Origin of the sequence: Kitasatospora sp. McL0602 (assembly GCF_052076145.1) — a bacterium.
Lineage (GTDB): Bacteria > Actinomycetota > Actinomycetes > Streptomycetales > Streptomycetaceae > Kitasatospora.
This window is the reverse complement of record NZ_CP197246.1, coordinates 4,576,862-4,600,252: the sequence shown is the minus strand read 5'-3', so window position 1 is coordinate 4,600,252 and position 23,391 is coordinate 4,576,862. Positions and strand designations below refer to the sequence as shown.

The following is a 23,391-nucleotide window of genomic DNA, read 5'->3' as shown; positions in this document are numbered from 1 at the left end:
GGAAGCACAACGCCCCGGAGCACACGAGGTGCTCCGGGGCGTACACCTGCACCCAAGGGTGCGGGCCATCCGCAGATGGCACGCCCCCCGGCGGAGGTGGTTAGCGCTTGCTGTACTGCGGGGCCTTGCGGGCCTTCTTGAGACCGGCCTTCTTGCGCTCGACGGCACGCGCGTCACGCATGAGGAAGCCGGCCTTCTTGAGCGCGGCGCGGTTGTTGTCCACGTCCGCCTCGTTCAGCGCACGGGCGACGCCGAGGCGCAGCGCGTAGGCCTGACCGGAGACGCCGCCACCCGAGATGCGGGCGACAACGTCGTAACGGCCGTCGAGCTCGAGGAGCTTGAAGGGCTCGTTCACGGTCTGCTGGTGCACCTTGTTGGGGAAGTAGTTCTCCAGGGTGCGACCGTTGATCTTCCACTTGCCGGTGCCCGGGACGATCCGCACGCGGGCGATCGCCTCCTTGCGACGGCCGAGGCCGGCGCCGGGGATGGCCTCGCCGAAGCGGCCGGCGAGCGACTCGGAGGTGTAGGTCTCCTCCGAGGTGAACTCCTCGACGGAGCCGTCGAAGTCGTCCTCGACCTCGATCTCGAGGGTGGTCTCAATGGCAGTCTCGGCCACGGTGTTCCTCAGCTTCTCAGTGATGGGGGGGCTTGTGGCCGGAATTACTGCGCAACCTGGGTGATCTCGAACGGCACCGGCTGCTGAGCAGCGTGCGGGTGCACGTCGCCCGAGTAGACCTTCAGCTTCGAGAGCATCTGGCGGCCCAGGGAGTTCTTGGGGACCATGCCCTTGATGGCCTTCTCGACGGCCTTCTCCGGGTTCTCGTCCATCAGCTTGTCGTAGCGGACCGAGCGGAGACCGCCCGGGAAGCCGCTGTGGCGGTAGGCCAGCTTCTGGCTCTTCTTGTTCCCGGACAGGTGCACCTTGTCGGCGTTGATGATGATGACGAAGTCACCCATGTCCATGTGCGGCGCGTAGATCGCCTTGTGCTTGCCCCGGAGGAGGTTCGCGGCCTGGGAGGCCAGGCGGCCGAGCACGACGTCTTGCGCGTCGATGACGTACCACTGGCGGGTGACGTCGCCGGGCTTGGGGCTGTACGTACGCACGGTCGTAGCCTTCGCTTTTCAGTGAGTGAGTCCTGACAGGAGCACCTGGACAAGAGATCAGCCTGGTCCCGCTTGGACGCAATTCAAGAGGGAGCCGCTGGTCATCGGCCTGGTGTCTCCGGCGTACCGACCTCTCACGTGAGATGGAGCGAGCCAATACGCACAACAAGCGCCCAGCCTACCGGCCGAGCCGGTGAGGGTCAAAAACGGTCAGCGACACGCCGTCGATCCGGTCACCGATCACGCACGACCCGGGCCTCGTCCCAGACCGGTTCGGGTGCTTCGTAGACCCGGCCGTCGGAGCCGAACACCACGAAACGGTCGAAGGTCTTGGCGAACCAGCGGTCGTGCGTGACGCACAGCACCGTGCCGTCGAAAGCCTCCAGGCCCTCCTGGAGCGCCTCGGCGCTCTCCAGGTCGAGGTTGTCGGTCGGCTCGTCCAGCAGCAGGGCGGTGACGCCGTCCAGCTCCAGCTTGAGGATCATCAGGCGGGCCTGCTGACCGCCGGAGAGCGACTCGAACTTCTGCTCCTCCTGGCGGTCCAGCTCGTACCGGCGCAGGGCGCCCATCGCCGCGCTGCGGCTGAGCGCGTGCTCCTCCTCGACGATCGAGCGGACGGTGCGGCCGAAGAGTTCGGGGTGCGCGTGGGTCTGGCGGAAGTGGCCGGCCACCACGCGGGCGCCGAGCTTCCAGCTGCCGGTGTGGGCGACGGTGGGGTCGCCCGCGAGCAGCCGCAGGAAGTGCGACTTGCCGGAGCCGTTGGAGCCGAGCACGCCGACCCGCTCGCCGTAGAAGACCTCCAGGTCGAAGGGCTTCATCAGGCCGGAGAGCTCCAGCTTCTCCAGGGTGACCGCCCGGACGCCGGTGCGGCCGCCCTTGAGGCGCATGGTGATGGACTGCTCGCGCGGGGGCTCCTCCGGGCGGCCGGCGTCCTCGAACTTCTTGAGGCGGGTCTGCGCGGCGGCGTAGCGGGTGGCCAGCGCGTGGCTGACGGAGGCCGCCTGGCGGAGCGTGACGACCAGCTTCTTGAGCTTGGCGTGCTCCTCGTCCCAGCGGCGGCCGAGCTCCTCGAAGCGGGCGAAGCGCTCCTTGCGGGCCTCGTGGAAGGACTCGAAGCCGCCGCCGTGCACCCAGACGCTGCTGCCGCCGCCCCCGAAGCCCGACTCGACGCTGATGATCTTGTCGGCGGCGCGGGAGAGCAGCTCGCGGTCGTGCGAGATGAAGAGCACGGTCTTCGGGGTGGCCTTGATGGCCTCCTCCAGCCAGCGCTTGCCCGGGACGTCCAGGTAGTTGTCCGGCTCGTCGAGCAGCAGCACCTCGTCGGGGCCGCGCAGCAGCGACTCCAGCACGAGCCGCTTCTGCTCGCCGCCGGAGAGGGTGTTCAGGCCGCGGAACTGGGCCCGGTCGAAGGGCATCCCGAGGGCGGCGGTGGTGCAGACGTCCCAGGTGGTCTCGTACTCGTAGCCGCCGACGTCGGCCCAGTCGGAGAGCGCCTGGGCGTAGCCCATCTGCGACTTCTCGTCGTCCTGGGCCATCATCGCCAGCTCGGCGGCGTCGACGGCTCTGGCCGCGACGGCGATCCTGGCCGGGGCGACGGAGACCAGCAGGTCGCGGACGGAGGCGTCGGCGGGCAGTGCGCCCGGCGTCTCGCGCTGGTCCTCGCGGCCGGTGGTGCCGACGAACTGGCGCATCACGCCGAGCCCGCCGCTGACGGTGACGGTGCCGCCGTGCGGCTGGGTGTCGCCCGCGATCATGCGGAGCAGGGTGGTCTTGCCGGCGCCGTTGGCGCCGACCAGTGCGACGGCGGAGCCCTCGCCGACCCGGAAGGACGCGTCGTCGAAAAGCACCCGCCCATCCGGCAGGTAGTACTCAAGGTGCGAAATTTCGACGTGTCCCATGCCTCGGATTGTGCCTCGGGTGCTCGCCCGCCCCAAAATCAATTACCCGAGTCCAAGATCCGGAACGCTGCATCCCTGACGGGCAGTCAATCCGGGACAAAGGGGACACCGGGCACGCCACTCGAACGGGCCGTCGACCGGGCTGGCTAGGCTGTGGCGCATGGGGATGCAACCGAACAAGCGGCAACGGCTGGTGGCGGCAGTGGTCGCCTTCGTGGTGTCGCTGCTGGCGACGATCCTGGCCAGTGCCTTCCCGTCCGCGTCCTCCTCCCCGCCGGAGCCGGCCCCGTCGCCCTCGGCGAGCGGCTCGGCCCCCTCCCCCACCGCGACGGCGGCCGCAGCCGACCCGAACGAGCTGCGGATCGGCATCGCGTACGGCGACAGCCTCACCTGGAAGTCCGACCCGGACCTGGCCGTCGGGCTCGACGACGCCGTGCACTCCGGCGCGAAGTGGGTGCGCGTCGACCTCTCCTGGAAGAACATCCAGCCGGACAACGCCACCCACTACCAGTGGCAGCGCTTCGACCGGATCGTGAAGGCGGCCCAGGCGCGCAACCTGGAGGTGCTGGCGACGCTCGCCTACACCCCCACCTGGGCCCGGAAGTCCGGCTGCGGCAAGGACGACGGCTGCCCGCCCGCCAAGCCGGAGGCGTTCGCCGCCTTCGCCAAGGCCGCCTCCCAGCGCTACACGCCGATGGGCGTGCACACCTGGGAGATCTGGAACGAGCCGAACCTCCCGTTCTGGGCGCCCAAGCCCGACCCGGCCGGGTACACCGACCTGCTGGTCGCCACCAGCAAGGCGCTGCACGCCGCCGACCCGAAGGCGTTCGTGCTGATGGGCGGGCTCGCGGCGGTCGGCACCGACCCGTCCAGCGGGTACGTCGCGCAGGCCGAGTTCCTGGACGCGGTGTGCAAGCTCGGCGCCAACAAGGCGGTGGACGCCATCAGCTACCACCCCTACACGTACCCGTACCTGCCGAGCGCCAAGACCGACTTCGGCACCGCGATGGAGCAGATCAGCACCACCAAGGACAACCTCGTCGGGGTGCTGTCCTCCAACGGCACGCCGAACCTGCCGGTCTGGCTGACCGAGACCGGCGCCCCGACCCAGGGGCCCGGCAGCGCCACCGACGGCAAGGCGATCGGGCCGGACACCACGCACGTGACGGAGGCGTTCCAGGCGCAGATCGCCGCCGACACGGTGCCCGCCGCGGCGGCCAACCCGCACGTCGGCGCGGTCTTCTGGTTCGCCGACGAGGACTCGGGGACGGACAAGGACCGCCAGCACCGGTCGCTGTTCTACGGCCTGCGGCACTACGACGGCACGCCGAAGCCGGCCCTCCAGGCCTGGCAGGAGTCGATCAGCAGCTACCTGAAGAACCGCCGCCCGCGCGCTACAGCGACCGGAACAGGCTGAGGTAGCGGCCCAGCACGCTGTCCCAGCCGTAGCGCTCGACCACCCGGCGCCGCCCCGCCCCGCCCAGCCGGTCCGCCAGCGGACCGTCCGTCAGCACCCGTCGGCAGACCGCCGCCAGCCCCGCCGGATCTCCCGGGGGCGCCAGCAGCCCGCTCTCGCCGTCCACCACCAGGTACGGGATGCCGCCCACGTCGGAGCCCACCACCGGGGTGCCGCAGGCCATCGCCTCGGCCAGCGCCATGCCGAAGGACTCGGCCTCGGTACGGGCCGGCAGGACCACCACCCCGGCGCTGCGCACCTCCTCGACCAGCGCGTCGCCGGTCAGCTCCCCCACCGCGTCCACCCGGTCGGCGACGCCGAGCCGGTCGGCGAGCGCCAGGTGGTCCGGCAGCGCGTCGCCGCCGCCCACCAGCCGCAGCCGCAGGCCCGGCAGGTCGGTCAGCTCGACGAAGGCCCGGACGAGCACGTCGATGCCCTTCCAGGCCGAGGTGCGGTCCATCCGCCCGACGTAGGAGACGGTCTGCCGCCTCCGCACCGGCGGCTCCCCCGGCGTGAAGCGCCCGGTGTCCACCCCCGGGCTGATCTCCACCGCGTGCGGGTGCCCGGCCGCCAGCGAGGTCGGCGACACCGCGACCAGCCGGTCGGCCCGGCGGAAGACCCGGGGCAGCAGGTGCCGTTCGTACAGGGCGATCAGACGGTCCGCCAGGCCGCTGCCCGGCTCGCCCTTGTGCATCGAACCGGCGTGGTACGTGAACACCGTGGGCCGGCGGCCGGCGCACACCACGGCGAGGTCGCCGAGGCCCGGCACGGGTGCGTGCGCGTTCACCAGCTCGGCGCCGGTGCGCCGCAGCCAGTACCGGAGTTGGAACGGCCAGAGCGGGCTGAGCGGCGTGTTCGACACCCGCACCCACGCCCCGAGCCGGACGATCTGCACGCCGTCCTCCACCGAGACGGTGGTGCGCAGGCCCTTCAGCCGGGTGGTGACCACCACCGGCGTGAAGTCCGGCGCGGCGGCGAGGGCGCCGGCGATCCGGGCCGCGTAGTGCTCCGCGCCGCCGACCTTCGGCGGGTAGTACGGCGCGACCACCGCGACCGTCCGGCGGGCGGTCACCGCGTCACCTCGCGCAGCAGGCCGGGGAAGCGCTCCGCGTCGTCGACGTAGGCGGGGATTCGCTGCTCCAAAACGGCCCGGTACCCGGCCTCGTCGGCGCGGAGCGCGGCCACCCGCTCCATCAGCCGGGCGTACGTCACCTCGGCGATCGGCAGCACCCACTCGCCCAGGCCGAGGTCGGCCATGATGCCCCGGGTCTTGTGCTCGTACTCGATCGCTATGCACGGCACGCCGCTGGTCAGCGAGAAGATCACCGAGTGGAAGCGGGTGCCGATCAGGAAGGAGCACTCGGTGTAGAGGCTCTTGATCTCCCGGTAGTCCACCCGCTCGTCGACCCGCAGCGGCGCGGTGGCGCAGCGGGCCGCTATCCGGCTCTCGACGATCCGGTCGTCGTCGCCGAGGTAGTCGGTGCTCACCTGCGGGATCAGCACGACCTGCGTGCCGTCGGCCTGGAGGGTGTCGATCGCCTCGGCGAGCGCGCCCTCGTAGCGGTCCTGGGCCTCCCGGGCGAGCCAGCGGCGGGCGGTGATGCCCACCACGGGCCGGTCCGGGTCGAGGCCGAGTCTGCCGCGCCAGCCGACGGCGGCGGGCGGCGCGAACGCGAACCCGGCGTCGACGGCCCGCCGGATCTGCGGTTCCGGGAGGCCGCAGCCCCGCAGCTGGCCGACGCTCTCGTCCTCGCGGGCCAGCACCAGCGCGGCCCGGCCCAGGGTGTGCCGGACGAGCCGGCGCTGCGCCCTGGCCGGGAAGGGCCCGAAGGACTGCGGGGCGAACACCACCGGGGTGCCCACCCGCTGGGCGAGCAGGGCGGGCAGCAGCACGAACAGCACGTTCTGGTAGCCGTCCAGGCCGGGCCGGGCCAGCAGGTAGCCGCCGCCCATCGAGACCACCAGGTCGGCCCCCAGCACGGCGGCGGCCTCCCGGCGGGCCTCGGCGGGCAGCAGCCGCAGCAGCAGCGACCGGCCGCGCTGCCCCGGCAGCAGCAGCCAGCCGACGACGAGCTGGGCGACGAGCAGCTTGCGCAGCACCCGGCGGCCCAGCGAGACCTCGCCGTCGGCGACGTACCGGCGGATCGAGCCGAGGTTCGGCGTCTCCTCGAAGGTGGCGTGGACGGCGGCGTCCTCCATCCCGGCGACGCTCACCCGGGCGCTCGGGAAGGCCTCCCGGACGTGTCGCAGACAGACCGACAGCAGCGCGGCGTCCCCCGCGTTCCCGCGGATGTACGCGTTGACGACGACGATGTTCACTGCGTGACACTCCCAGGTCGGGCTTGGCTGGTACTCGGTCGGCCGAGCTGTCCGGCGCTCGGCGGCGGCCCGGCCGCCACCCGGCCGCCCAGGAGTGCGACGGCGGCGTACAGCCCGGAGGCGAGGTTGCCGACGCCCCACGCCCAGCCGACCCAGACCAGGCCGCGCGGCGCCCAGGCGGCCGCCAGGCCGACGGAGACGACGGCGAAGAGCACGTTGCTGAGGATCAGGTGGGTCATCCGCCCGGCCAGCTTGAGCGCGAAGCTGGCCCAGGTGTTGAGCGCCACGGCCAGTGCGCCGAGCGCGAGCACCACGAGCACGCCGTGCGCCCGCGCCTCGTAGACGCCACCGAAGAGCCGCAGCAGCAGCCCGCTGCCCAGCGCGATCACCGCGACGGCGGGCACCTGCACCGCCGCCAGGATGCGGGCGGAGCGCCACAGCAGCTCGCCGAAGCGCGACTCGTCGTTGGAGACCTCGGCGAAGACCGCCTCCCCGACGGCGGCGGACACCGCGTGCAGCAGGCTGGCGATCTGGAAGGCGACGTAGTAGTACCCGGCCTCGGCGGTGCCGAGCCGCTGCAGCACGATCAGCGGTATGACCATCAGCGGCAGCAGGTTGAGCAGGCTGGAGACGTAGCTCGCCGCGGAGAACCCGAGGTGTTCGCGCAGCCGGGTGCCGCGCGTGCGGAAGTCGAAGCGGAAGCCGAGCCGGCTCCGCATCAGCACCAGCGAGGCGATCAGCGCCACGCCGTACCCGCCGCCGATCGAGCCGAGAATGCCGTACGCCCCGAAGCCGACCAGCCCGACCGGCAGGGCGAGCTTGGCGAGGCCCTGGAGCAGCCCGTCGACCAGCACGTTGTACTGCGGCTGGCGGGCGCCGATGAAGACCGAGTCGGTCAGCATGTTGACCGCCGCCCAGACGCAGAACAGCACGAAGCCGACCTCGGGCAGCAGGTGCTCCCGGACGAAGAGCAGCTTCGGCCCGTAGAGCGGCAGCCCGTACAGGTAGAGCGCGGCGGCGACCACCGAGACGCCGCCGACCAGCGCGATCGACTGGGTGAGCTGGCCGTTGCGGGCCTCCTCCGGGGCGGGGAAGCGCACCAGCGTGCTGTTCAGGCCGAACATGCTCAGGTAGGCGAGCAGCGAGGTCGCCGAGATCAGCGAGGTCGCCAGGCCCACCTGGTCGGGGGTGTAGTACCGGGCGACGACGACCCAGAACACGAAGCCCAGCCCGGCCGTGGTGACCGAGGAGGCCAGGAGGAAGAACGAGCTGCGGTAGACCTGGTCCGGGGGGCGCGCGTGCCGCCCCCGGGTCATCTGTTCTCCCGGTAGTGCCGGAGCAGCGTGCTCACGTGCTCCGGCCAGGGGAACCGCGTGGTGGCGTACTCCAGCGAGTAGCGGCGCATCGCGGCCAGCCGGTCGGGGTCGCCGACCAGCCCGGTGAGTGTGTCGCCGAGCACCTCGGCGTCCCGGGGCAGCAGCGCGACCAGCGAGCGGTCCAGCTCGTACGGCGCGTAGCCCGGGTCGTCGGTGGTGACCAGGGGCAGCCCGGAGGCCATCGCCTCCTGGACGGTCATCGGGAAGCCCTCGGCGGTGGACGGCAGCGCGAAGACGTCGCAGGCGCGGTACGCCTCGGCGAGGATCTCGGGCGCCAGCGCGCCGAGGTGGTGCACGCCGGGGCGCCCGGCCAGCGCCCCGGCGTCGCCGTCCCCGGCGAAGACCAGGTCGTAGGCGGCGGTGTCGTGAGCCGCGAGCAGCAGGTGGTAGCCCTTCTTCGGCACCAGCCGGCCCGCGAAGAGCACCAGCGGCCGGTCCTGCGGCAGGCCGAAGCGGCGCCGGGCGAGCGCGCGCTCCTCGGCGGAGACGGCAGGCCGGAACAGCTCGGAGTCCACGCCGTTCGGCAGGTGGCCGAGCCGCTCGGGGCGGGTGCCGAGCCCGCGGACGAAGTCGGTGACGGTGGCGTTCAGCGTGAACACCCGGCGGGAGCGCCGCAGCAGGGCCCGCCCGGCGACGGCGTAGACCACCCGCTGGACGGCCCGGACCAGCCCGGACGGGTGCTCCACCATCGCCACGTGCTGGGTGAGCACCTGCGGCGTACGGGTCAGCAGGGCCGCCAGCCCGGCCGCCCAGGAGGTCAGGTACAGGCAGTCGTGCACGTGCACGACGTCGGCCCGGCGGGTGAGCCGCAGCGCGGCGGTCAGCAGCCTCGGCGAGGGGACGGGGAAGGGCACACCGGCCCGCTCGACGCCGTTCCAGGCACCGATCCGGACGACCGTCACGCCCTCCTCGTCCCGGACGCTGCTCGACTCGCCGCTGGTCAGCACCGTCACCTCGACGCCCAGGGCGGTCAGGTGGCGCGCCTCCTGGCGGACGACCGTCTCGATGCCCCCGACGTGCGGCGGGTAGTAGTGGCTGACGAGCAGGACGCGGAGCGGGCTCTCGGCCGTGGCCTTCGACTGGTCCCCGGTCATCGGTAGATCACCGCTCCCTCACTGCTGTAGATCTTGTTCTTGGTGGAGTCCAGCAGCGCCTTCGGGTACCGGTAGGTGATCAGGTCGCCCCGGTAGAAGATCGTCACGTCGTCCTTGCGCACCGTGGTCGAGCCGAGCAGGACGTACGCGTTGGGCCGCACCACGGTCGGGAAGACGTCACCCTGCGCCGTCCCGGTGATCAGCGGCTGGAGGCGGCTGTAGCTGAAGCGGTCGGTCTGGAGGATCTGCCGGCGGTCCGAGGCGATCCGCTGCTCCAGCCAGAACGCGGCGTCCCGCTCCTCGTCGTGCGGGTAGTAGACGTCGTAGTACAGCCCCGAGTTGCTGAGCTGGAGCTGCGCCGGGTAGCCGCCGAGCACCTTGGGGACGACCCCGGAGAGGTCCAGGAACATCGCCGCCACCAGCGCGCAGGCCAGCGGCACCGTCCGGCGCCCGGCCCAACGCAGCAGCCACAGCGTGCCCGCCGCGATGAACGGCGCGTAGAAGAACAGCCCCTGCTGGAAGGCGCGGAGCACGCTGTAGTCCACCGACAGCTGCGGCATCAACGTGAACGTCGCCACCACCGCGAGCGCCCCGACCGTCAGCGTGACCTGGTCACGGGACGGCTGGAAGGAGCGGCGGCGCGACCAGACGGCGACGGCGAAACCGATCAGCACCAGCAGCTGGAGCAGCAGCGCGGCGCCCTGCCGGAGCAGGCCATTCAGCCCCGGGACGCTCACCCCGGCCGACTGCAACGCCTGCCCGAAGCCGGTCAGCGGCTGGTTCAGCGGCGCCACCACCGGCGTCTTGTACGGGTCCACCACCTTCAGCGGCAGGTAGTCGCCGGCCGCCCGCTGGGTGACCGTGGCGTCGACCGACTCCTTGCGGTACTGGGCCAGCCGCTCGGTGGGGCTGGTCTTCACCCCGCCGAAGATGCTGTACGAGGTGTCCGAGGACCCGGCGGTGCCCTTCCCCGGGTGCAGCAGCTGCGACACGGCCGTGCCGAGGGTGCTCTGCAGCTGCACGCTGGTGTGCGTGACCGGCCCGGCCCAGACCAGCGCCAGCACGGCCGGGAAGAGCACCATCCACCAGGTCACGAAGCCCCGCGTCGGGTGGTGCAGGCCCTTGCGGCGCGGCCGCCGGTGCGCCCGCCGGGCGGCGAACCGCCAGAGCAGGTCCGTCACGTACGCGATGCCGAGGGTCGCCACCACGACGTAGGTGGTCGAGTAGTGCGAGAGCACGCAGCCGACCAGCAGCACCGCGACCATCAGCCGGCGGTGCAGCACCGGCCGGCGCGAGTCGGTCAGCACCACCATGGCGCAGCCGACCAGCAGGAAGGCGATCTCCTGCCGCCCGAGGAAGGTCATGTCGGTGAGGAAGGTCGGGAAGGCCATGAAGAAGACCGCCGACAGCAGCGCCACCGGCTGCGAGGCGACGTTGCGGACGGACCGGTGCACCAGCACCGGGCAGAGCGCGAACAGCAGCGGCAGCACGACCTTGAAGACGTAGATGTCGGGGATGGCCGTGAGCCGGACGATCGTCACCGGCAGGATGGTGATGCTCAGACAGGCGTTGTACGCGTCCGGGTAGAGCTCGACGTTCCAGAGCGAGCCGCCGAGCGTCAGCCGGAAGTACTCGTACTCGCGCTGGATGTCGTGCCCGGCGATCGTCCAGCCGCGCAGCGAGTTCAGCATCAGCAGCGAGACGGCCGCGACGTACAGCCCGCCCTCCAGCACCGGGGTGCCGTAGCTGCGACGGCGCAGCACCAGCAGCACCAGCAGCGCCGCGACGGTGACCAGCGCCACCGTGCTGACCGTCCCGCTCAGCCCGTTGTTGAGCCGGATCGGCCCGGCCACCGAGAGCAGCAGGGCCAACCCGCCGAGACCGGCGACCGGGAGCAGCCCGCGCGGCCGACGGGCGCCGCGCGGCCGCCTGCGGCGCCGCTCCTCGGGGGCGAACGCGCCCACCACGATCAGCACCATCGCCAGCGCCCCGGCAAGGTTGGTGGTGCTGAGCGGGTGGTGCTGCCCGAACAGCGGCAGCACGGTGTTCACCGCGAGCGCGACCACCAGGTCGGTGACGACGGCCAGGCCGACCGCGAGCATCAGGGCGGCCTCTCGGGTGGAGACCGCCCGGGAGGCGACCCCGCGCCAGACCGCGACCGGCGCGCCGAAGAGCAGCCACAGCCCGGCCAGCGTCAGCGGCAGGGCGGGCGTGCCCGGCAGCAGCACCACGACATCGGCCAGGGCGGTGCCCAGCAGTACGGCGAGCCGCCCACGGAAGGCCATCGGCAGCGTCATCCGGCGACCTCGTCGTAGACCAGCTCGACCAGCTCCGACACGGCCTCCCAGGAGTACCCCCGGGCCGCCTCGGCGCTGCGCCGGGCGAGCCGCAGCCGCAGCTCCGGATCGGCGGCGAGCCGGTCGATCGCGGCGGCCAGCGCGGCGGGCTCGGGCGCGGCGAGCAGCCCCACCTCGCCGAGCAGCTCGGCGTTGCCGGGCACGTCGGTGGCGACCAGCGGCAGCGCCGCCGCCATCGCCTCCAGTGCGACCAGCGGCATGCCCTCCTTGTCGGAGGGCAGCACGAACGCGTCGGCCTCGGCGTACGCCCGGACCAGCTCGGCCCCCAGCAGGCCGCCGGAGAACTCGACGTCCGTGAGGCCGAGCCGGGCCACCTGGGCGGTGAGCTGCTCGCGCTGCTCGCCGTCCCCGACGACGCGCAGCCGGACGGGCTGCTTCAGCAGGCTCACGGCCTCCAGCAGGCGGCCGACGTTCTTCTGCGGGCTGAGCCGGCCGACGAACAGCAGCCGGAGCGGCGCCTGCTCAGCGGCCTGCCGGTCGGCGTGCTCCCGGACTGGCATGAAGTAGTCGGCCCCGACGCCGTTGGGCACCACGAAGACCCGCTCGGCGGGGACGCGGTAGCTCTCCCGGATGAAGGCGGCCTGGCTCTCGGTCAGCGCGATCACACCCGCTGCCCGGCGCATCACCCGCCCGAGGACGTGCTTCTTGTACGCGGGCAGCAGCCGGCCGACCGGGCCGGAGGCGTCCACGTCCAGGTGGAAGTGCAGGACGAAGCGCTGCCGCCGGGCCCAGGCCGCGAGCGCGACCACCTCGGGCAGCAGGGCGTGCGCGCAGTGCAGGTGCAGCAGCGCCTTCCGGGGCGCGCGCAGCAGGGAGAGCGGCAGCCCCGGGGCGATCGCGGTGTGCGCCAGCTCGACCGCGCGGTGCCGGCGGACCGTCACCCGGCCCTCGGCGGCGCGGCGCGGCGCGCCGTCGGCGCCCAGCACTGTGGTGACGACGCGGACCTCGTGCCGCTGCCCGAGCTGCCTGGAGAGGTGTTCGACCACACGTTCCAGCCCACCCAGGTGGGGCGGGTAGTACGGGGTGACCTGCAGGATGGTGCGCATCAGGCTTCCAGGGCAGTGGCGGCTCGGGCGGAGTTCGTGCTTCGCACTCAGTGGTCGGGGAGCAGCTGCTTCCCGAAGCGGTAGTGCAGGGTCTGCGGATGACCCACCAGGGCCACCCGCACCATGGCCACCTCGGACTTCGCCTGCAGCTTGACGACGGTCACCACCGGGGCTCCGTAACGCGCTGCGATCTTCACCGTGGTGCTGTCGACGGCCTGGCCGCTGGGCGATTCTAGCGTCACGGCCAGCTGGTAGCCCTTGGCGCCCTCACCGTGGTCGGTCACCGCGACCGGGACGACGACGGTCGCGCCCTCGAAGGTGGGCAGGGTGGTGAAGAAGAGCTCGGCGTAGACCTTGTCCTGTTCGGTGAACGACTGGCGCAGCTCCGTGCGGACGGCGGGCACCGACCAGCAGGCGGCGCCGAGACCGACGGCGGCGAGCACGGCCAACACGGCCGTCCCGGCCCGCCGGGGCCCGCTCGGACGGCGGCGACGCCTGCGCGACGCGGCCGCCGGCTTCTCCTCGGGCTCCGCTTCGGGCTCGGCGTCAGGGTCTGCGTTGGTGTCAGGGTCCGGGCCGGGCTGCTGCTCCGGCTCGTCGTGCGCCTGGCTCACACCGGCTCGTAGCGCTGGGCCGAACGCTGGGACGGGATGCCGGCCGCCTCGGCCTCGGCCCGGCGCAGCCGGTGCGCGAAGAGCTGGCGGAGGTTGCCCATCCCGTCCGGCAGCGCGTTCAGCTTCACCTCGCCGCCGCGCACCCGGTACTCGATCGGCACCTCCAGGAAGCGGAAGCCGGCCCGGGTCGCGGCGTTCTTGATCTCCTGCGAGAAGGCCATGCCGGAGGAGCGGACGTCTATCCCGTGCCACACGTAGCGGCGGAAGATCCACATGCCCGACTGGGAGTCACGCAGCCCGTTGCGGAACAGCACCCGGCTCAGCGCGCTCAGCGCGTGGTTGGCCACGAAGTGCGAGGGCTTCATCGCCTCGCGGTTCTCGCGCTGCAGCCGATCGGTCGTCATGAACTCCACGTCCCGATCGACCATGGTGCGCAGCAGCTCGGGCAGCGCGTCGAACGGGTAGGTGCAGTCCGCGTCGCCGGTGGCTATGACGTCCCCCGTCGCCGCCTCGAACCCTGCCTGGTAGGCGTTGCCGTAGCCGCGGTCGGGCTGCGAGACCACCCGCGCCCCGAGCGAGCGGGCGACGTCGGCGGTCCCGTCGGTCGACGCGTTGTCGACCACCACCACCTCGGTCCGCCAGCCCATCTCCGCCAGCTCGGCAACCGGGACGGACTCCATTACCGCAGGCAGGTTTGATGCCTCGTTGAGCGCGGGAATGACGACTGACAGCGTGTTCACGCGTTCCCCCCTAAGACAGTTGTCCCGCGGGATACTACTCCAGGCGCGTGTCGGGCCAATGGCCCACCCCGTCGCACTGGTTCGCAGACGACCGCCGCCACCCGCCCCGGGCGCCGGGCCCGTCCGGGCCCGTCCCGTCCCGTCGCTACCGGCTCAGCCGACCAGCCAGGAGCCGAGCGCCACCGAGTCCAGCACGGAGCCCTTCTCCTTGAGCGTGCCGATCTGCGTGGGCGTCAGGGGCTGCTGCCAGATCTGGACATGGCCGATCACCCCGGCCCAGAAGCCGCCCCAGCTCGCGTGCGAGCGGTTGCGCCCCACCTGCAGCGGTCCGGGCCCGGCCCAGACCCCGGGCACCTTGGTGACGCCGACGGGCTTCCCGTCCACGTACAGGGTGATGGTCCGCTGGTTCACGTCGTAGACCCCGGTCAGCAGCACCCACTTGCCGACGGTGTCCACGCTCGGCGAGAGCGCGTGGAAGCTGGTGGCGTCCGCCCCGCCGTCGGCGGTCTGCACCCGGAAGATCCAGACCGTCTTGCCGCCGTAGTCGTCCCGGGCCAGGTCGAAGGCGTACGAGCTGCCGTCCCCCTGGCTCATGACGGTCCGGTAGCCGTCCTTCGCCTCGTTGTAGACCCAGGCCGAGATGGTGAAGCTCTTGGTGACGTCGACGACCTGCGACGACGACTGGGCGTACGAGTTGGTGTTGCCCCGCAGCCGCAGCGCGAAGCCGCCGCTCTGCACCGGGTCCACCTCGGCGTCCGGGCTGACCGCGAGGTCGGCGTGGCCGGTGTGGTCGGCCAGCTGGTTCGGCTTGCCGGGGACGGTGGGGGTGTTGACCGGGACGGTGGAGCCCGCGCTGGGCTGGCCGGTCTGGCTCGCGCTCGCGGTCGGGTTGGTCTTCGGCTTGTCGTGGGTGCCCCGCACCACGGCCGTGCCGACTATCCCGCCGAGCAGGCAGGCCGTCAGCACGATCCCGCCGGTCCACATCCACTTGCGGCGGCGCGAGCGGGACTGGTGGTCCTCGGCGAGCGCCTCCCAGTCCGGCATGGTGGCGGCGGCGGCCGGGCCGAAGCTCTGCGCCGGCGGCCCGAACCCCTGGTTCGGGAACGGCTGCTGCTGCTGCGGGTAGCCGTACCCGCCCTGCTGCTGCGGGAAGGGCGGCTGCTGCTGCGGGTAGCCGTACCCACCCGGTGCGGCCGGGGCAGCCGGAGCAGCCGGAGCGGCCGGCGGCGTGGGCTGGGCGTTCTGCCCGGGGACGGCCGCATCCCCGTTCGCGTGTTCCATACCGTCAGTCATAAACCGGATGTTAGGACATCCCCCCAGCACCGCCACCGGTTCCCCCCGTTTACGGGACGGGTGAGATCGGTTCGTTGCGCAGCACCGCCCGGCCGGCCCCGGACACCCCGTCAGCTGCCCGGCAGCGTCCTGAGCCGTCGGGCGGTCCGGTTGCGCTCGGCGAGCTGGTCGTCGGCCGGGTAGCCGACCTCCTCCAGCGTCAGCCCGTACGGCCGGATCACGTTGACCGCCGAGTTCCGGACGCCGCCCGCGAGCACCTCGCCGGGGAATTCCACCGGCCGGTGCCCGTCGCCGACCAGCAGCATCGCGCCGACCAGCGCCCGCACCATGTTGTGGCAGAACGCGTCCGCCCGCACCGTCGCGACGGCCAGGTCCCCCGCCAGCCCGGCGGTGTGGCCGTCGGCGGGCACCCGCTCCCAGTGCAGTTCGAGCAGCGTCCGGATGGTGGTCGCCCCCTCGCGCTTCTTGCAGTACGCGGCGAAGTCGTGCTCGCCGACCAGCAGCCGGGCCGCCTCGTTCATCTTCGCGATGTCCAGCGGCCGGTCGTGCCAGAGCACGTGCCCGCGCAGCAGCGGGTCGACCCCGCCCTGGTTGTCCGCCACCCGGTACGCGTACCGCCGCCAGATCGCCGCGAACCGCGCGTCGAACCCGGCCGGCGCCTCCGACAGCCGGTACACCCGGATGTCCCCCGGCAGCCGCCCGGCGAGCCGCCGCAGCAGCTTCTCCCCGTGCAAGGCCCACAGCTCCACCGGCAGGTCCACGTGCGCCACCTGCCCGCGCGCGTGCACCCCGGCGTCCGTCCGCCCGGCCACCGTCAACGCGAACGGCTCCGCCGACCGCGTCACCACCTGCAACGCGTCCTCGAGCTCCCCCTGGACCGTCCGCCGCCCACGCTGCCTGGCCCACCCCGAGAACTCCGCCCCGTGGTACGCCAGATCGAGCCTGATCCGGATCAGCCCCTCGGCGGGCCCGTCCTGGCGCGGCGGCGTCTGCTCGCAATCCTTCAGCACTGCTGATCTCTCCAGACCCTCATACGGGAACGGGCCCGCTCCCCCATCACTGGGAGAACGGGCCCGGACACAACACCTACCGGTGTCAGGCGGTCTCGACCTCAGTGGTCTCGACAGCGGCGGCCTCGTCGGCCTCCTTGACGGCGCGCTTGGTGGCGCCCTCGGCCTCGCCGACGGCGGTCTGCGCGACGGTGAGCGCCTCGACCAGCTCGATCACGGCCATCGGGGCGTTGTCGCCACGACGGGGACCGATCTTGGTGATACGGGTGTAGCCACCCGGGCGGTTCTCGTAGCGCGGCGCGATCTCGGTGAAGAGGGTGTGCAGCACAGAGACGTCGGTGATCGTCTTGCGGACGATGCGACGGTTGTGGATGTCACCGACCTTGGCCTTGGTGATGAGGCGCTCGGCCAGCGGGCGCATCCGACGGGCCTTGGCCTCGGTCGTGGTGATGCGGCCGTACTGGAACAGCTCGCGGCACAGGCCGGCGAGCAGCAGCGGCTCGTGGTGCGGGCCACCGCCGAGGCGGGCACCCTTCGTGGGACGGGGCATGGTAGCTCCTTGAATCTCCGAATCCGGCCGTATCAGGTACCGGAACGGGCGTCCGGGCACTGTTGCCCGGACGGCTTTCCTTCATCGAGAAGGGGGCGGCCCGCTGGGAGTCGCCCCCGACCCAAACTTGTGACTAGTACTGCTCGGTCTCCGCGTAACCCGCGTCGTCCAGGTCGTCGGCGCCGAAGGCGTCGGCGGCGGCGGTCGGGTCGAACCCGGGCGGGCTGTCCTTCAGGGCCAGGCCCATGCCGGCCAGCTTCGCCTTGACCTCGTCGATCGACTTCGCACCGAAGTTGCGGATGTCGAGCAGGTCGGCCTCGGAGCGGGCGACGAGCTCACCCACGGTGTGGATGCCCTCGCGCTTGAGGCAGTTGTACGACCGAACGGTGAGCTCGAGCTCCTCGATCGGCAGGGCGAGATCAGCGGCCAGGGCGGCGTCCGTCGGGGACGGGCCCATGTCGATGCCCTCGGCGTCGATGTTCAGCTCGCGGGCGAGACCGAACAGCTCCACCAGGGTCTTACCGGCCGACGCCATGGCGTCACGCGGGCGCATGGCGGGCTTGGTCTCGACGTCGACGATGAGCTTGTCGAAGTCGGTCCGCTGCTCGACACGGGTGGCCTCGACCTTGTAGGTGACCTTCAGCACGGGGCTGTAGATCGAGTCGACCGGGATGCGGCCGATCTCCTGGCCGGAAGCCTTGTTCTGCACCGCGGAGACGTAGCCGCGACCGCGCTCGACGGTCAGCTCCATCTCCAGCTTGCCCTTGCCGTTCAGCGTGGCGAGGACCAGCTCGGGGTTGTGGCACTCGACACCGGCCGGGGGCGCGATGTCGGCGGCGGTGACGACACCCGGGCCCTGCTTGCGCAGGTACATCACGACCGGCTCGTCGTGCTCCGAGGATACGACCAGCTGCTTGATGTTGAGGATGAGGTCGGTGACGTCCTCCTTGACGCCCGGCACGGTGGTGAACTCGTGCAGGACACCGTCGACCCGGATGCTGGTGACAGCGGCGCCGGGGATCGAGGAGAGGAGCGTGCGGCGGAGCGAGTTGCCGAGGGTGTAGCCGAAGCCCGGCTCGAGCGGCTCGATGACGAAACGCGAGCGGAATTCGTCGACGACCTCTTCGGTCAGCGACGGACGCTGAGCGATCAGCATGGTTCAGATCCTCCAGTTGTATTCGGCGCCCACTATTTGACGCCGACAGGACCAAGCGTACGGGGTCCCGTGGAAAACAGGACCCCGTACGTGGTTTAAAGCAGACCCGCGTGCCCGAAGGGCGCTGCGTCAGACGCGGCGGCGCTTCGGCGGACGGCAGCCGTTGTGCGGGGTGGGGGTGACGTCCTGGATCGAGCCGACCTCCAGGCCGGTGGCCTGGAGCGAACGGATCGCGGTCTCGCGGCCGGAGCCCGGACCCTTCACGAAGACGTCGACCTTGCGCATGCCGTGCTCCTGCGCGCGGCGAGCGGCCGACTCGGCGGCCATCTGCGCGGCGAACGGGGTGGACTTGCGCGAGCCCTTGAAGCCGACGTGGCCGGCAGAGGCCCAAGAGATCACGTTGCCCGCGGGGTCCGTGATCGAAACGATGGTGTTGTTGAACGTGCTCTTGATGTGGGCGTGCCCGTGAGCGACGTTCTTCTTCTCCTTGCGGCGGATCTTCTTCGCGCCGGCAGCCTGACGACCCTTAGGGGGCATAAGTCTGTTTCTCCTACTGAGGTGGTCGGTCCGCTAACCCGCGGGCCGGAGGGATGTCCGGTTACGGGACGGACTACTTCTTGCCCGGCTTCTTCTTGCCGGCAATCGCGCGACGCGGGCCCTTGCGGGTACGCGCGTTGGTGTGCGTGCGCTGACCGCGGACCGGGAGGCCGCGACGGTGACGCAGACCCTCGTAGCAGCCGATCTCGACCTTGCGGCGGATGTCGGCGGCCACCTCACGGCGGAGGTCACCCTCGACGGTGTAGTTGGCGTCGATCCACTGCGCGAGCTTGACGAGGTCGTCCTCGGAGATGTCGCGGACACGGATGTCCGGGTTCACTCCGGTCTCGGCCAGCGACTGCTGGGCGCGAGTACGGCCGATGCCGTAGACGTACGTGAGGGCGATCTCGATCCGCTTTTCGCGGGGGAGATCAACGCCGGCGAGGCGTGCCATTCATGGCTCCTGTGATTCTTCAGAGGTCTTACGTGCTACCTACTCCGACACCTCTCGGTGTGGGAGCCCCGGCCTCTGACCGGGGGTGGCAGTCCGTCGTTGCCGACGGATCGGGCAGCCCGCGTATGACGTTGTGCGCGTCGCGCGAAGTACTACGAGAAATGCGGGAGGATCAGCCCTGGCGCTGCTTGTGGCGCAGGTTGTCGCAGATCACCATGACCCGGCCGTGACGGCGGATCACCTTGCACTTGTCGCAGATCTTCTTGACGCTCGGCTTGACCTTCATGATTCAGGTTCTCCGGGTCTAGAAATCTGAACGTTCTTACTTGTAGCGGTAGACGATCCGACCGCGCGTCAGGTCGTAGGGGCTGAGCTCCACCACGACCCGGTCGTCCGGGAGGATACGGATGTAGTGCATCCGCATCTTTCCGCTGATGTGCGCGAGGACCTTGTGACCGTTCTGCAGCTCAACCTTGAACATGGCGTTCGGGAGAGACTCGATCACGGTGCCCTCGATCTCAATGGCGCCTTGCTTCTTTGCCATGAACTGCGAGATCCACCTTCCGGGACCGGCTACCGTATGCGGCACGCTCGTGCGAACCTGGGTTCACCCCTTCACACAGAGTGAAGAGGGCGTGCTGAAGCACGCTACGAGTGAGCCGACAGTCCATCTTACACGTCAGTGAGCATGGACCGGCACACTGCCGATCACGGCGGTGCACGCGGAGCACCGGTTGGCCGCGGCGGGCACCTCGGTCAGGCACTCCGGGCAGGGCCGCTTGGCCACCTTCGGCTTGACCGGCAGGTAGCGGGCGGTCGCCTTGGTGATGGGCAGCACGACGCAGAAGTACAGCACCGCGGCCGTCATCAGGAACGCGATCAGCACGTTCAGGAACTGGCCGTACGGGAAGACCACGCCCGCGATGTTCGCCTTGTAGCTGCTGAAGTCACCCGCCGCGCCGACCACCACACCGACCAGCGGGGTCAGGAAGGCCGACACGAAGCCGGTCACCACGGCCGTGAAGGCCGCACCGATGACGACACCGACGGCCATGTCGACCACGTTGCCGCGCATCATGAAGTCACGGAAGCCCTTGAGCACGCTGCTCTCCCCTATTAGTCCGGCTGTACTACAAGCCTGGGAGCTTAGCGAAGCCTGCGGCAGTAGCAAAAACGGACAAAAGCCCGCAGGTCAACAGACCTGCGGGCTTCCTCCCGAAACGGCCTGCCTGTCGAAACGGGCTGCCTGTCGAACGCGCTGCTAGCCGAGCGGGTCCGGGGCGGCCGTGACGCCGAGGGCGGCCAGCGCCGCCTTGCCGCCGTCGAACGCCGTCAGCACCAGCGGGCCCTCCTCGGTGATGGCCACCGAGTGCTCCCAGTGCGCCGCCCAGGTGCCGTCCGTGGTGACGACCGTCCAGTCGTCCTCCAGCACGGTGGTGTGCGGGGTGCCGAGCGAGACCATCGGCTCGATCGCCAGCACGGTGCCGGGCACGAGCTTCGGGCCCTTGCCGCGGCCGCGCTCGACGTAGTTCAGCACGTGCGGCTCCATGTGCATGGCGGTGCCGATGCCGTGGCCGCCGTAGCCCTCGGTGATGCCCCACTTGCCCTTGGGGGGCAGCGGCTGGCGGCGGATGAAGCCCTCGATCGCCTTGGAGACGTCGGCCAGCCGGTTGTTCTTCTTCATCTGGGCGATGCCCGCCCACATCGAGCCCTCGGTGACCCGGCTCAGCATCTCCACCTCGGGGCGGACCTCGCCGACCGCCACCGAGATGGCCGCGTCGCCGTGCCAGCCGTCGATGATCGCACCGCAGTCGATCGAGATGAGGTCGCCCTCCTGGAGCACCCGCTCACCCGGGATGCCGTGCACGACCTCGTTGTTGACCGAGGCGCAGATCACACCGGGGAACCACAGCCCGCCGTGGTCGGCCCGGAAGTTCGAGGTGGCGCCGTGGTCGGCGATCACCTTCGCCGCGATGTCGTTCAGGTCCTGGGTGCTCACCCCGGGGGCGACTGCCTCCCGGCAGGCCTTGAGCGCCTCGGCGACGACCAGCCCGGCCGCTCGCATCTTCGCGATCTGCTCGGGGGTCTTGATCTCCACCATCTGGTCACGCCTTCCACTGTCGTCGCGCGCCCGGTCCTTGCCGGGCCGCCGTGCACTCCTACCACCGTACGACGCCGTACGGCCGCGAAGCCCCACCCGGGGCTCCGCGGCCGTACGTACGTTTTGGTCCGGGCCGTCAGCGCTTGAGCGCCTCGATCGCCCGCTGGGTGACCTCGTCCACCTTGCCCAGCGCCGGGATGGTCGCGACCACGCCCTGCTCCTGGTAGTAGGCGATGATCGGCTCGGTCTCCGTGTGGTAGACGTCGAGCCGGTTGCGCACCGTCGACTCGGTGTCGTCCGCGCGCTGGAACAGCTCGCCGCCGCACTCGTCGCAGACGTCCTCGACGGCCGGCGGGTTGTACACCACGTGGTACACGTGGCTGCCGTCGTTGCGGCACAGCCGGCGACCGGCGATGCGCTTGACGACCTCGTCCTCGGGGACCTCCAGGTCCAGCACCCCGTCGAGCGCGATGCCCCACTCGGCCAGGATCCCGTCGAGCGCCTTCGCCTGCGCGAGGTTGCGCGGGAAACCGTCGAGGAGGAATCCGTTGGCCGCGTCGGGCTGCGCCATCCGGTCCTTGGCCATCCCGATGGTGACCTCATCCGGTACCAGGTGACCCGCATCCATGTAGCCCTTGGCCTCGAGCCCCAGCGGGGTGCCCTGACCAATGTTGGCGCGGAAGAGGTCGCCGGTCGAGATGTGCGGGATGGACAGGGTCTTGGCGAGCAGGTGCGCCTGAGTACCCTTCCCGGCCCCGGGAGGTCCGACGAGGACGATACGCATCAGCGGAGGAACCCTTCGTAATTACGCTGCTGGAGCTGGCTCTCGATCTGCTTCACAGTTTCGAGTCCAACACCGACGATGATGAGGATGCTGGTACCGCCGAACGGGAAGTTTGTCTGCGCGCCGAACGCCACGAGGGCGATGAGCGGGACCAGGGCGATCAGCCCCAGATACAGCGAACCTGGCCACGTGATGCGGGTAAGCACGTAGTTAAGGTACTCGGCAGTCGGACGGCCGGCCCGGATGCCCGGGATGAAGCCACCATACTTCTTCATATTGTCGGCAACTTCTTCGGGGTTGAAGGAGATCGCGACGTAGAAGAAGGCGAAGAAGACGATCAGGATGAAGTACGTCGCCATGTAGATCGGGTGGTCACCCTTGACGAAGTTCGTCCGCACCCACGTCGCCCAGCCGGACTGGCTGCTGGTCAACTGGACCACCAGCGAGGGGATGTACAGCAGCGACGAGGCGAAGATGACCGGGATGACACCGGCCTGGTTGACCTTCAGCGGGATGTAGGTCGAGGTGCCGCCGAAAGCACGGCGGCCGATCATGCGCTTCGCGTACTGGACCGGGATCCGGCGCTGCGCCTGCTCGACGAAGATGACCAGGATCACCACGATGACGCCGACCGCGATGACGCTGAAGAACTCGACCCAGCCGCCGCCGATCTTGCCGGACTGCTTGATGCCCCACATCGACGCCGGGAAGCCCGAGGCGATCGAGGTGAAGATCAGGATCGACATGCCGTTGCCGATGCCGCGGTCGGTGACGAGCTCACCGAGCCACATGATCACCGTGGTACCCGCGGTCATCGTGATCACCATGGTGGCGATCCGGAAGACCGACGTGTCCGGGACGATCTGGTTGGCGTAGGCACAGCCGGAGAACAGCGCGCCGCTGGAGGCCGTCGCCACGATGCCGGTCCCCTGGAGGATGGCGAGCGCGATGGTCAGGTAGCGGGTGTACTGGGTGATCTTGGCGGTACCGGCCTGCCCCTCCTTCTTCAGGTTCTCGAGGCGTGGGATGACCACGGTGAGAAGCTGGAGGATGATGCTGGCCGTGATGTACGGCATGATGCCGAGCGCGAAGATCGTCAGCTGCAACAGCGCGCCACCACTGAAGAGGTTGACGAGCCCGAAGAGGCCACTGCTCTTCTGGGAGCTGATGCACTGGTTGACCGCGTGGAAGTCGACGCCCGGCACGGGGATGTGCGCACCCACCCGGTACAGAGCCACGATGCCCAGCGTGAAGAGCAGCTTCTTGCGCAGGTCGGGCGTCTTGAACGCCCGCGCGAACGCACTGAGCACGGTGCCTCCTGCGCCCCCCGCACGTCGTCGGCGGGAGGGTCGGTCCTGATGTGGGGAGCGGGCCGGTCCGGCCCTGGTGTTGCGGGCCTCGTAGCGCCTGCTCAGGCAAGCCTGGGCGCAGCCTACAAGGGAACTCCACGGACTCTAACAGTGTGTGGCCACCAGGAAGAAGCGTGTGCAGCCACCGCACCA

The 23,391-nt window shown here is 70.7% G+C and carries 24 protein-coding genes; 1 reads left to right on the top strand and 23 read right to left on the bottom strand.

Annotated elements, in window-relative coordinates:
• Positions 1-100 precede the first annotated feature (100 nt).
• From rpsI to ACR68M_RS21140, 3 genes are all read right to left on the bottom strand, one after another.
• Positions 101-616: a 30S ribosomal protein S9 gene (gene rpsI / locus ACR68M_RS21150; RefSeq protein WP_441245667.1), complete on the bottom strand. Its 516-nt coding sequence runs from the start codon at positions 614-616 to the stop codon at positions 101-103.
• A 44-nt stretch (positions 617-660) separates the two neighbouring features.
• Entirely contained in the window at positions 661-1,104 is a 444-nt protein-coding gene (gene rplM / locus ACR68M_RS21145; protein WP_441245666.1) for a 50S ribosomal protein L13, read from the bottom strand.
• 233 nt (positions 1,105-1,337) lie between these two features.
• Positions 1,338-3,002, bottom strand: coding sequence for an ABC-F family ATP-binding cassette domain-containing protein (locus tag ACR68M_RS21140; RefSeq protein WP_441245665.1), 1,665 nt, complete (start codon positions 3,000-3,002; stop codon positions 1,338-1,340).
• 160 nt (positions 3,003-3,162) lie between these two features.
• Here ACR68M_RS21140 and ACR68M_RS21135 point away from each other — a divergent pair, with 160 nt between their 5' ends.
• A complete protein-coding gene (locus ACR68M_RS21135; protein WP_441245664.1) occupies positions 3,163-4,419 on the top strand; it encodes a cellulase family glycosylhydrolase in 1,257 nt (418 codons plus the stop codon).
• Here the strand turns inward: ACR68M_RS21135 and ACR68M_RS21130 are convergent.
• The 20 genes from ACR68M_RS21130 to secY form a co-directional block, all read right to left on the bottom strand.
• Complete coding sequence (locus ACR68M_RS21130; RefSeq protein ID WP_441245663.1) at positions 4,397-5,530, bottom strand: glycosyltransferase family 4 protein; 1,134 nt, start codon at positions 5,528-5,530, stop codon at positions 4,397-4,399. The two genes, ACR68M_RS21135 and ACR68M_RS21130, sit on opposite strands and share 23 nt — an antisense overlap.
• Positions 5,527-6,777 (bottom strand): polysaccharide pyruvyl transferase family protein, encoded by a 1,251-nt coding sequence (locus ACR68M_RS21125; RefSeq protein WP_441245662.1) that lies wholly within the window; start codon positions 6,775-6,777, stop codon positions 5,527-5,529. Before ACR68M_RS21125 ends, ACR68M_RS21130 begins: the two co-directional genes overlap by 4 nt.
• Positions 6,774-8,093, bottom strand: coding sequence for a lipopolysaccharide biosynthesis protein (locus tag ACR68M_RS21120; protein ID WP_441245661.1), 1,320 nt, complete (start codon positions 8,091-8,093; stop codon positions 6,774-6,776). Before ACR68M_RS21120 ends, ACR68M_RS21125 begins: the two co-directional genes overlap by 4 nt.
• On the bottom strand, positions 8,090-9,247 hold the full coding sequence (locus ACR68M_RS21115; RefSeq protein ID WP_441245660.1) for a glycosyltransferase family 4 protein: 1,158 nt from the start codon (positions 9,245-9,247) through the stop codon (positions 8,090-8,092). The genes ACR68M_RS21120 and ACR68M_RS21115 overlap by 4 nt, the downstream gene beginning before the upstream one ends.
• Positions 9,244-11,544 carry a DUF2206 domain-containing protein gene (locus ACR68M_RS21110; protein ID WP_441245659.1) on the bottom strand — a complete coding sequence of 767 codons (2,301 nt, stop codon included), beginning with the start codon at positions 11,542-11,544 and terminating at the stop codon, positions 9,244-9,246. Before ACR68M_RS21110 ends, ACR68M_RS21115 begins: the two co-directional genes overlap by 4 nt.
• Positions 11,541-12,650, bottom strand: coding sequence for a glycosyltransferase family 4 protein (locus ACR68M_RS21105; RefSeq protein WP_441245658.1), 1,110 nt, complete (start codon positions 12,648-12,650; stop codon positions 11,541-11,543). The genes ACR68M_RS21110 and ACR68M_RS21105 overlap by 4 nt, the downstream gene beginning before the upstream one ends.
• Positions 12,651-12,697: 47 nt before the next feature.
• On the bottom strand, positions 12,698-13,264 hold the full coding sequence (locus ACR68M_RS21100) for a hypothetical protein (RefSeq protein ID WP_441245657.1): 567 nt from the start codon (positions 13,262-13,264) through the stop codon (positions 12,698-12,700).
• The gene (locus ACR68M_RS21095; RefSeq protein WP_441245656.1) at positions 13,261-14,004 is read right to left on the bottom strand and encodes a glycosyltransferase family 2 protein; all 744 of its coding nucleotides are present in this window, start codon (positions 14,002-14,004) and stop codon (positions 13,261-13,263) included. The genes ACR68M_RS21100 and ACR68M_RS21095 overlap by 4 nt, the downstream gene beginning before the upstream one ends.
• 153 nt (positions 14,005-14,157) lie before the next feature.
• Positions 14,158-15,297: a LamG domain-containing protein gene (locus ACR68M_RS21090; RefSeq protein ID WP_441245655.1), complete on the bottom strand. Its 1,140-nt coding sequence runs from the start codon at positions 15,295-15,297 to the stop codon at positions 14,158-14,160.
• Positions 15,298-15,407: 110 nt separating this feature from the next.
• Complete coding sequence (gene truA, locus ACR68M_RS21085) at positions 15,408-16,304, bottom strand: tRNA pseudouridine(38-40) synthase TruA (protein ID WP_441251668.1); 897 nt, start codon at positions 16,302-16,304, stop codon at positions 15,408-15,410.
• 88 nt (positions 16,305-16,392) lie between these two features.
• The gene (gene rplQ / locus ACR68M_RS21080; RefSeq protein WP_441245654.1) at positions 16,393-16,857 is read right to left on the bottom strand and encodes a 50S ribosomal protein L17; all 465 of its coding nucleotides are present in this window, start codon (positions 16,855-16,857) and stop codon (positions 16,393-16,395) included.
• Between the two features lie 133 nt (positions 16,858-16,990).
• Positions 16,991-18,013: a DNA-directed RNA polymerase subunit alpha gene (locus tag ACR68M_RS21075; protein ID WP_441245653.1), complete on the bottom strand. Its 1,023-nt coding sequence runs from the start codon at positions 18,011-18,013 to the stop codon at positions 16,991-16,993.
• Between the two features lie 129 nt (positions 18,014-18,142).
• Positions 18,143-18,550, bottom strand: coding sequence for a 30S ribosomal protein S11 (gene rpsK / locus ACR68M_RS21070; protein WP_253797211.1), 408 nt, complete (start codon positions 18,548-18,550; stop codon positions 18,143-18,145).
• 73 nt (positions 18,551-18,623) lie between these two features.
• Positions 18,624-19,004 (bottom strand): 30S ribosomal protein S13, encoded by a 381-nt coding sequence (rpsM, locus tag ACR68M_RS21065; RefSeq protein ID WP_145790757.1) that lies wholly within the window; start codon positions 19,002-19,004, stop codon positions 18,624-18,626.
• 172 nt (positions 19,005-19,176) lie between these two features.
• Positions 19,177-19,290, bottom strand: a complete 114-nt coding sequence (gene rpmJ, locus ACR68M_RS21060; RefSeq protein ID WP_003956441.1) for a 50S ribosomal protein L36 — start codon at positions 19,288-19,290, stop codon at positions 19,177-19,179.
• A gap of 36 nt (positions 19,291-19,326) precedes the next feature.
• Complete coding sequence (infA, locus tag ACR68M_RS21055) at positions 19,327-19,548, bottom strand: translation initiation factor IF-1 (protein ID WP_003956442.1); 222 nt, start codon at positions 19,546-19,548, stop codon at positions 19,327-19,329.
• Between the two features lie 135 nt (positions 19,549-19,683).
• A complete protein-coding gene (gene mscL, locus ACR68M_RS21050; protein ID WP_441245652.1) occupies positions 19,684-20,106 on the bottom strand; it encodes a large conductance mechanosensitive channel protein MscL in 423 nt (140 codons plus the stop codon).
• Positions 20,107-20,265: 159 nt separating this feature from the next.
• Complete coding sequence (gene map / locus ACR68M_RS21045) at positions 20,266-21,105, bottom strand: type I methionyl aminopeptidase (protein ID WP_441245651.1); 840 nt, start codon at positions 21,103-21,105, stop codon at positions 20,266-20,268.
• Between the two features lie 136 nt (positions 21,106-21,241).
• Entirely contained in the window at positions 21,242-21,889 is a 648-nt protein-coding gene (locus ACR68M_RS21040) for an adenylate kinase (RefSeq protein ID WP_441245650.1), read from the bottom strand.
• Positions 21,889-23,199, bottom strand: a complete 1,311-nt coding sequence (gene secY, locus ACR68M_RS21035; protein ID WP_441245649.1) for a preprotein translocase subunit SecY — start codon at positions 23,197-23,199, stop codon at positions 21,889-21,891. Before secY ends, ACR68M_RS21040 begins: the two co-directional genes overlap by 1 nt.
• Positions 23,200-23,391: the final 192 nt, after the last annotated feature.

What these genes read in the sequence shown, in the direction of transcription:
- ACR68M_RS21115 (WP_441245660.1), bottom strand. Translation starts at nt 9,247, where the DNA reads ATGACCGGGGACCAGTCGAAGGCCACGGCCGAGAGCCCGCTCCGCGTC.
- ACR68M_RS21140 (WP_441245665.1), bottom strand. Translation starts at nt 3,002, where the DNA reads ATGGGACACGTCGAAATTTCGCACCTTGAGTACTACCTGCCGGATGGG.
- ACR68M_RS21105 (WP_441245658.1), bottom strand. Translation starts at nt 12,650, where the DNA reads ATGCGCACCATCCTGCAGGTCACCCCGTACTACCCGCCCCACCTGGGT.
- rpsM (WP_145790757.1), bottom strand. Translation starts at nt 19,004, where the DNA reads ATGGCACGCCTCGCCGGCGTTGATCTCCCCCGCGAAAAGCGGATCGAG.
- ACR68M_RS21110 (WP_441245659.1), bottom strand. Translation starts at nt 11,544, where the DNA reads ATGACGCTGCCGATGGCCTTCCGTGGGCGGCTCGCCGTACTGCTGGGC.
- rplQ (WP_441245654.1), bottom strand. Translation starts at nt 16,857, where the DNA reads ATGCCCCGTCCCACGAAGGGTGCCCGCCTCGGCGGTGGCCCGCACCAC.
- infA (WP_003956442.1), bottom strand. Translation starts at nt 19,548, where the DNA reads ATGGCAAAGAAGCAAGGCGCCATTGAGATCGAGGGCACCGTGATCGAG.
- ACR68M_RS21135 (WP_441245664.1), top strand. Translation starts at nt 3,163, where the DNA reads ATGGGGATGCAACCGAACAAGCGGCAACGGCTGGTGGCGGCAGTGGTC.
- ACR68M_RS21075 (WP_441245653.1), bottom strand. Translation starts at nt 18,013, where the DNA reads ATGCTGATCGCTCAGCGTCCGTCGCTGACCGAAGAGGTCGTCGACGAA.
- ACR68M_RS21120 (WP_441245661.1), bottom strand. Translation starts at nt 8,093, where the DNA reads ATGACCCGGGGGCGGCACGCGCGCCCCCCGGACCAGGTCTACCGCAGC.
- ACR68M_RS21090 (WP_441245655.1), bottom strand. Translation starts at nt 15,297, where the DNA reads ATGACTGACGGTATGGAACACGCGAACGGGGATGCGGCCGTCCCCGGG.
- map (WP_441245651.1), bottom strand. Translation starts at nt 21,105, where the DNA reads ATGGTGGAGATCAAGACCCCCGAGCAGATCGCGAAGATGCGAGCGGCC.
- ACR68M_RS21040 (WP_441245650.1), bottom strand. Translation starts at nt 21,889, where the DNA reads ATGCGTATCGTCCTCGTCGGACCTCCCGGGGCCGGGAAGGGTACTCAG.
- rpmJ (WP_003956441.1), bottom strand. Translation starts at nt 19,290, where the DNA reads ATGAAGGTCAAGCCGAGCGTCAAGAAGATCTGCGACAAGTGCAAGGTG.
- rpsK (WP_253797211.1), bottom strand. Translation starts at nt 18,550, where the DNA reads ATGCCCCCTAAGGGTCGTCAGGCTGCCGGCGCGAAGAAGATCCGCCGC.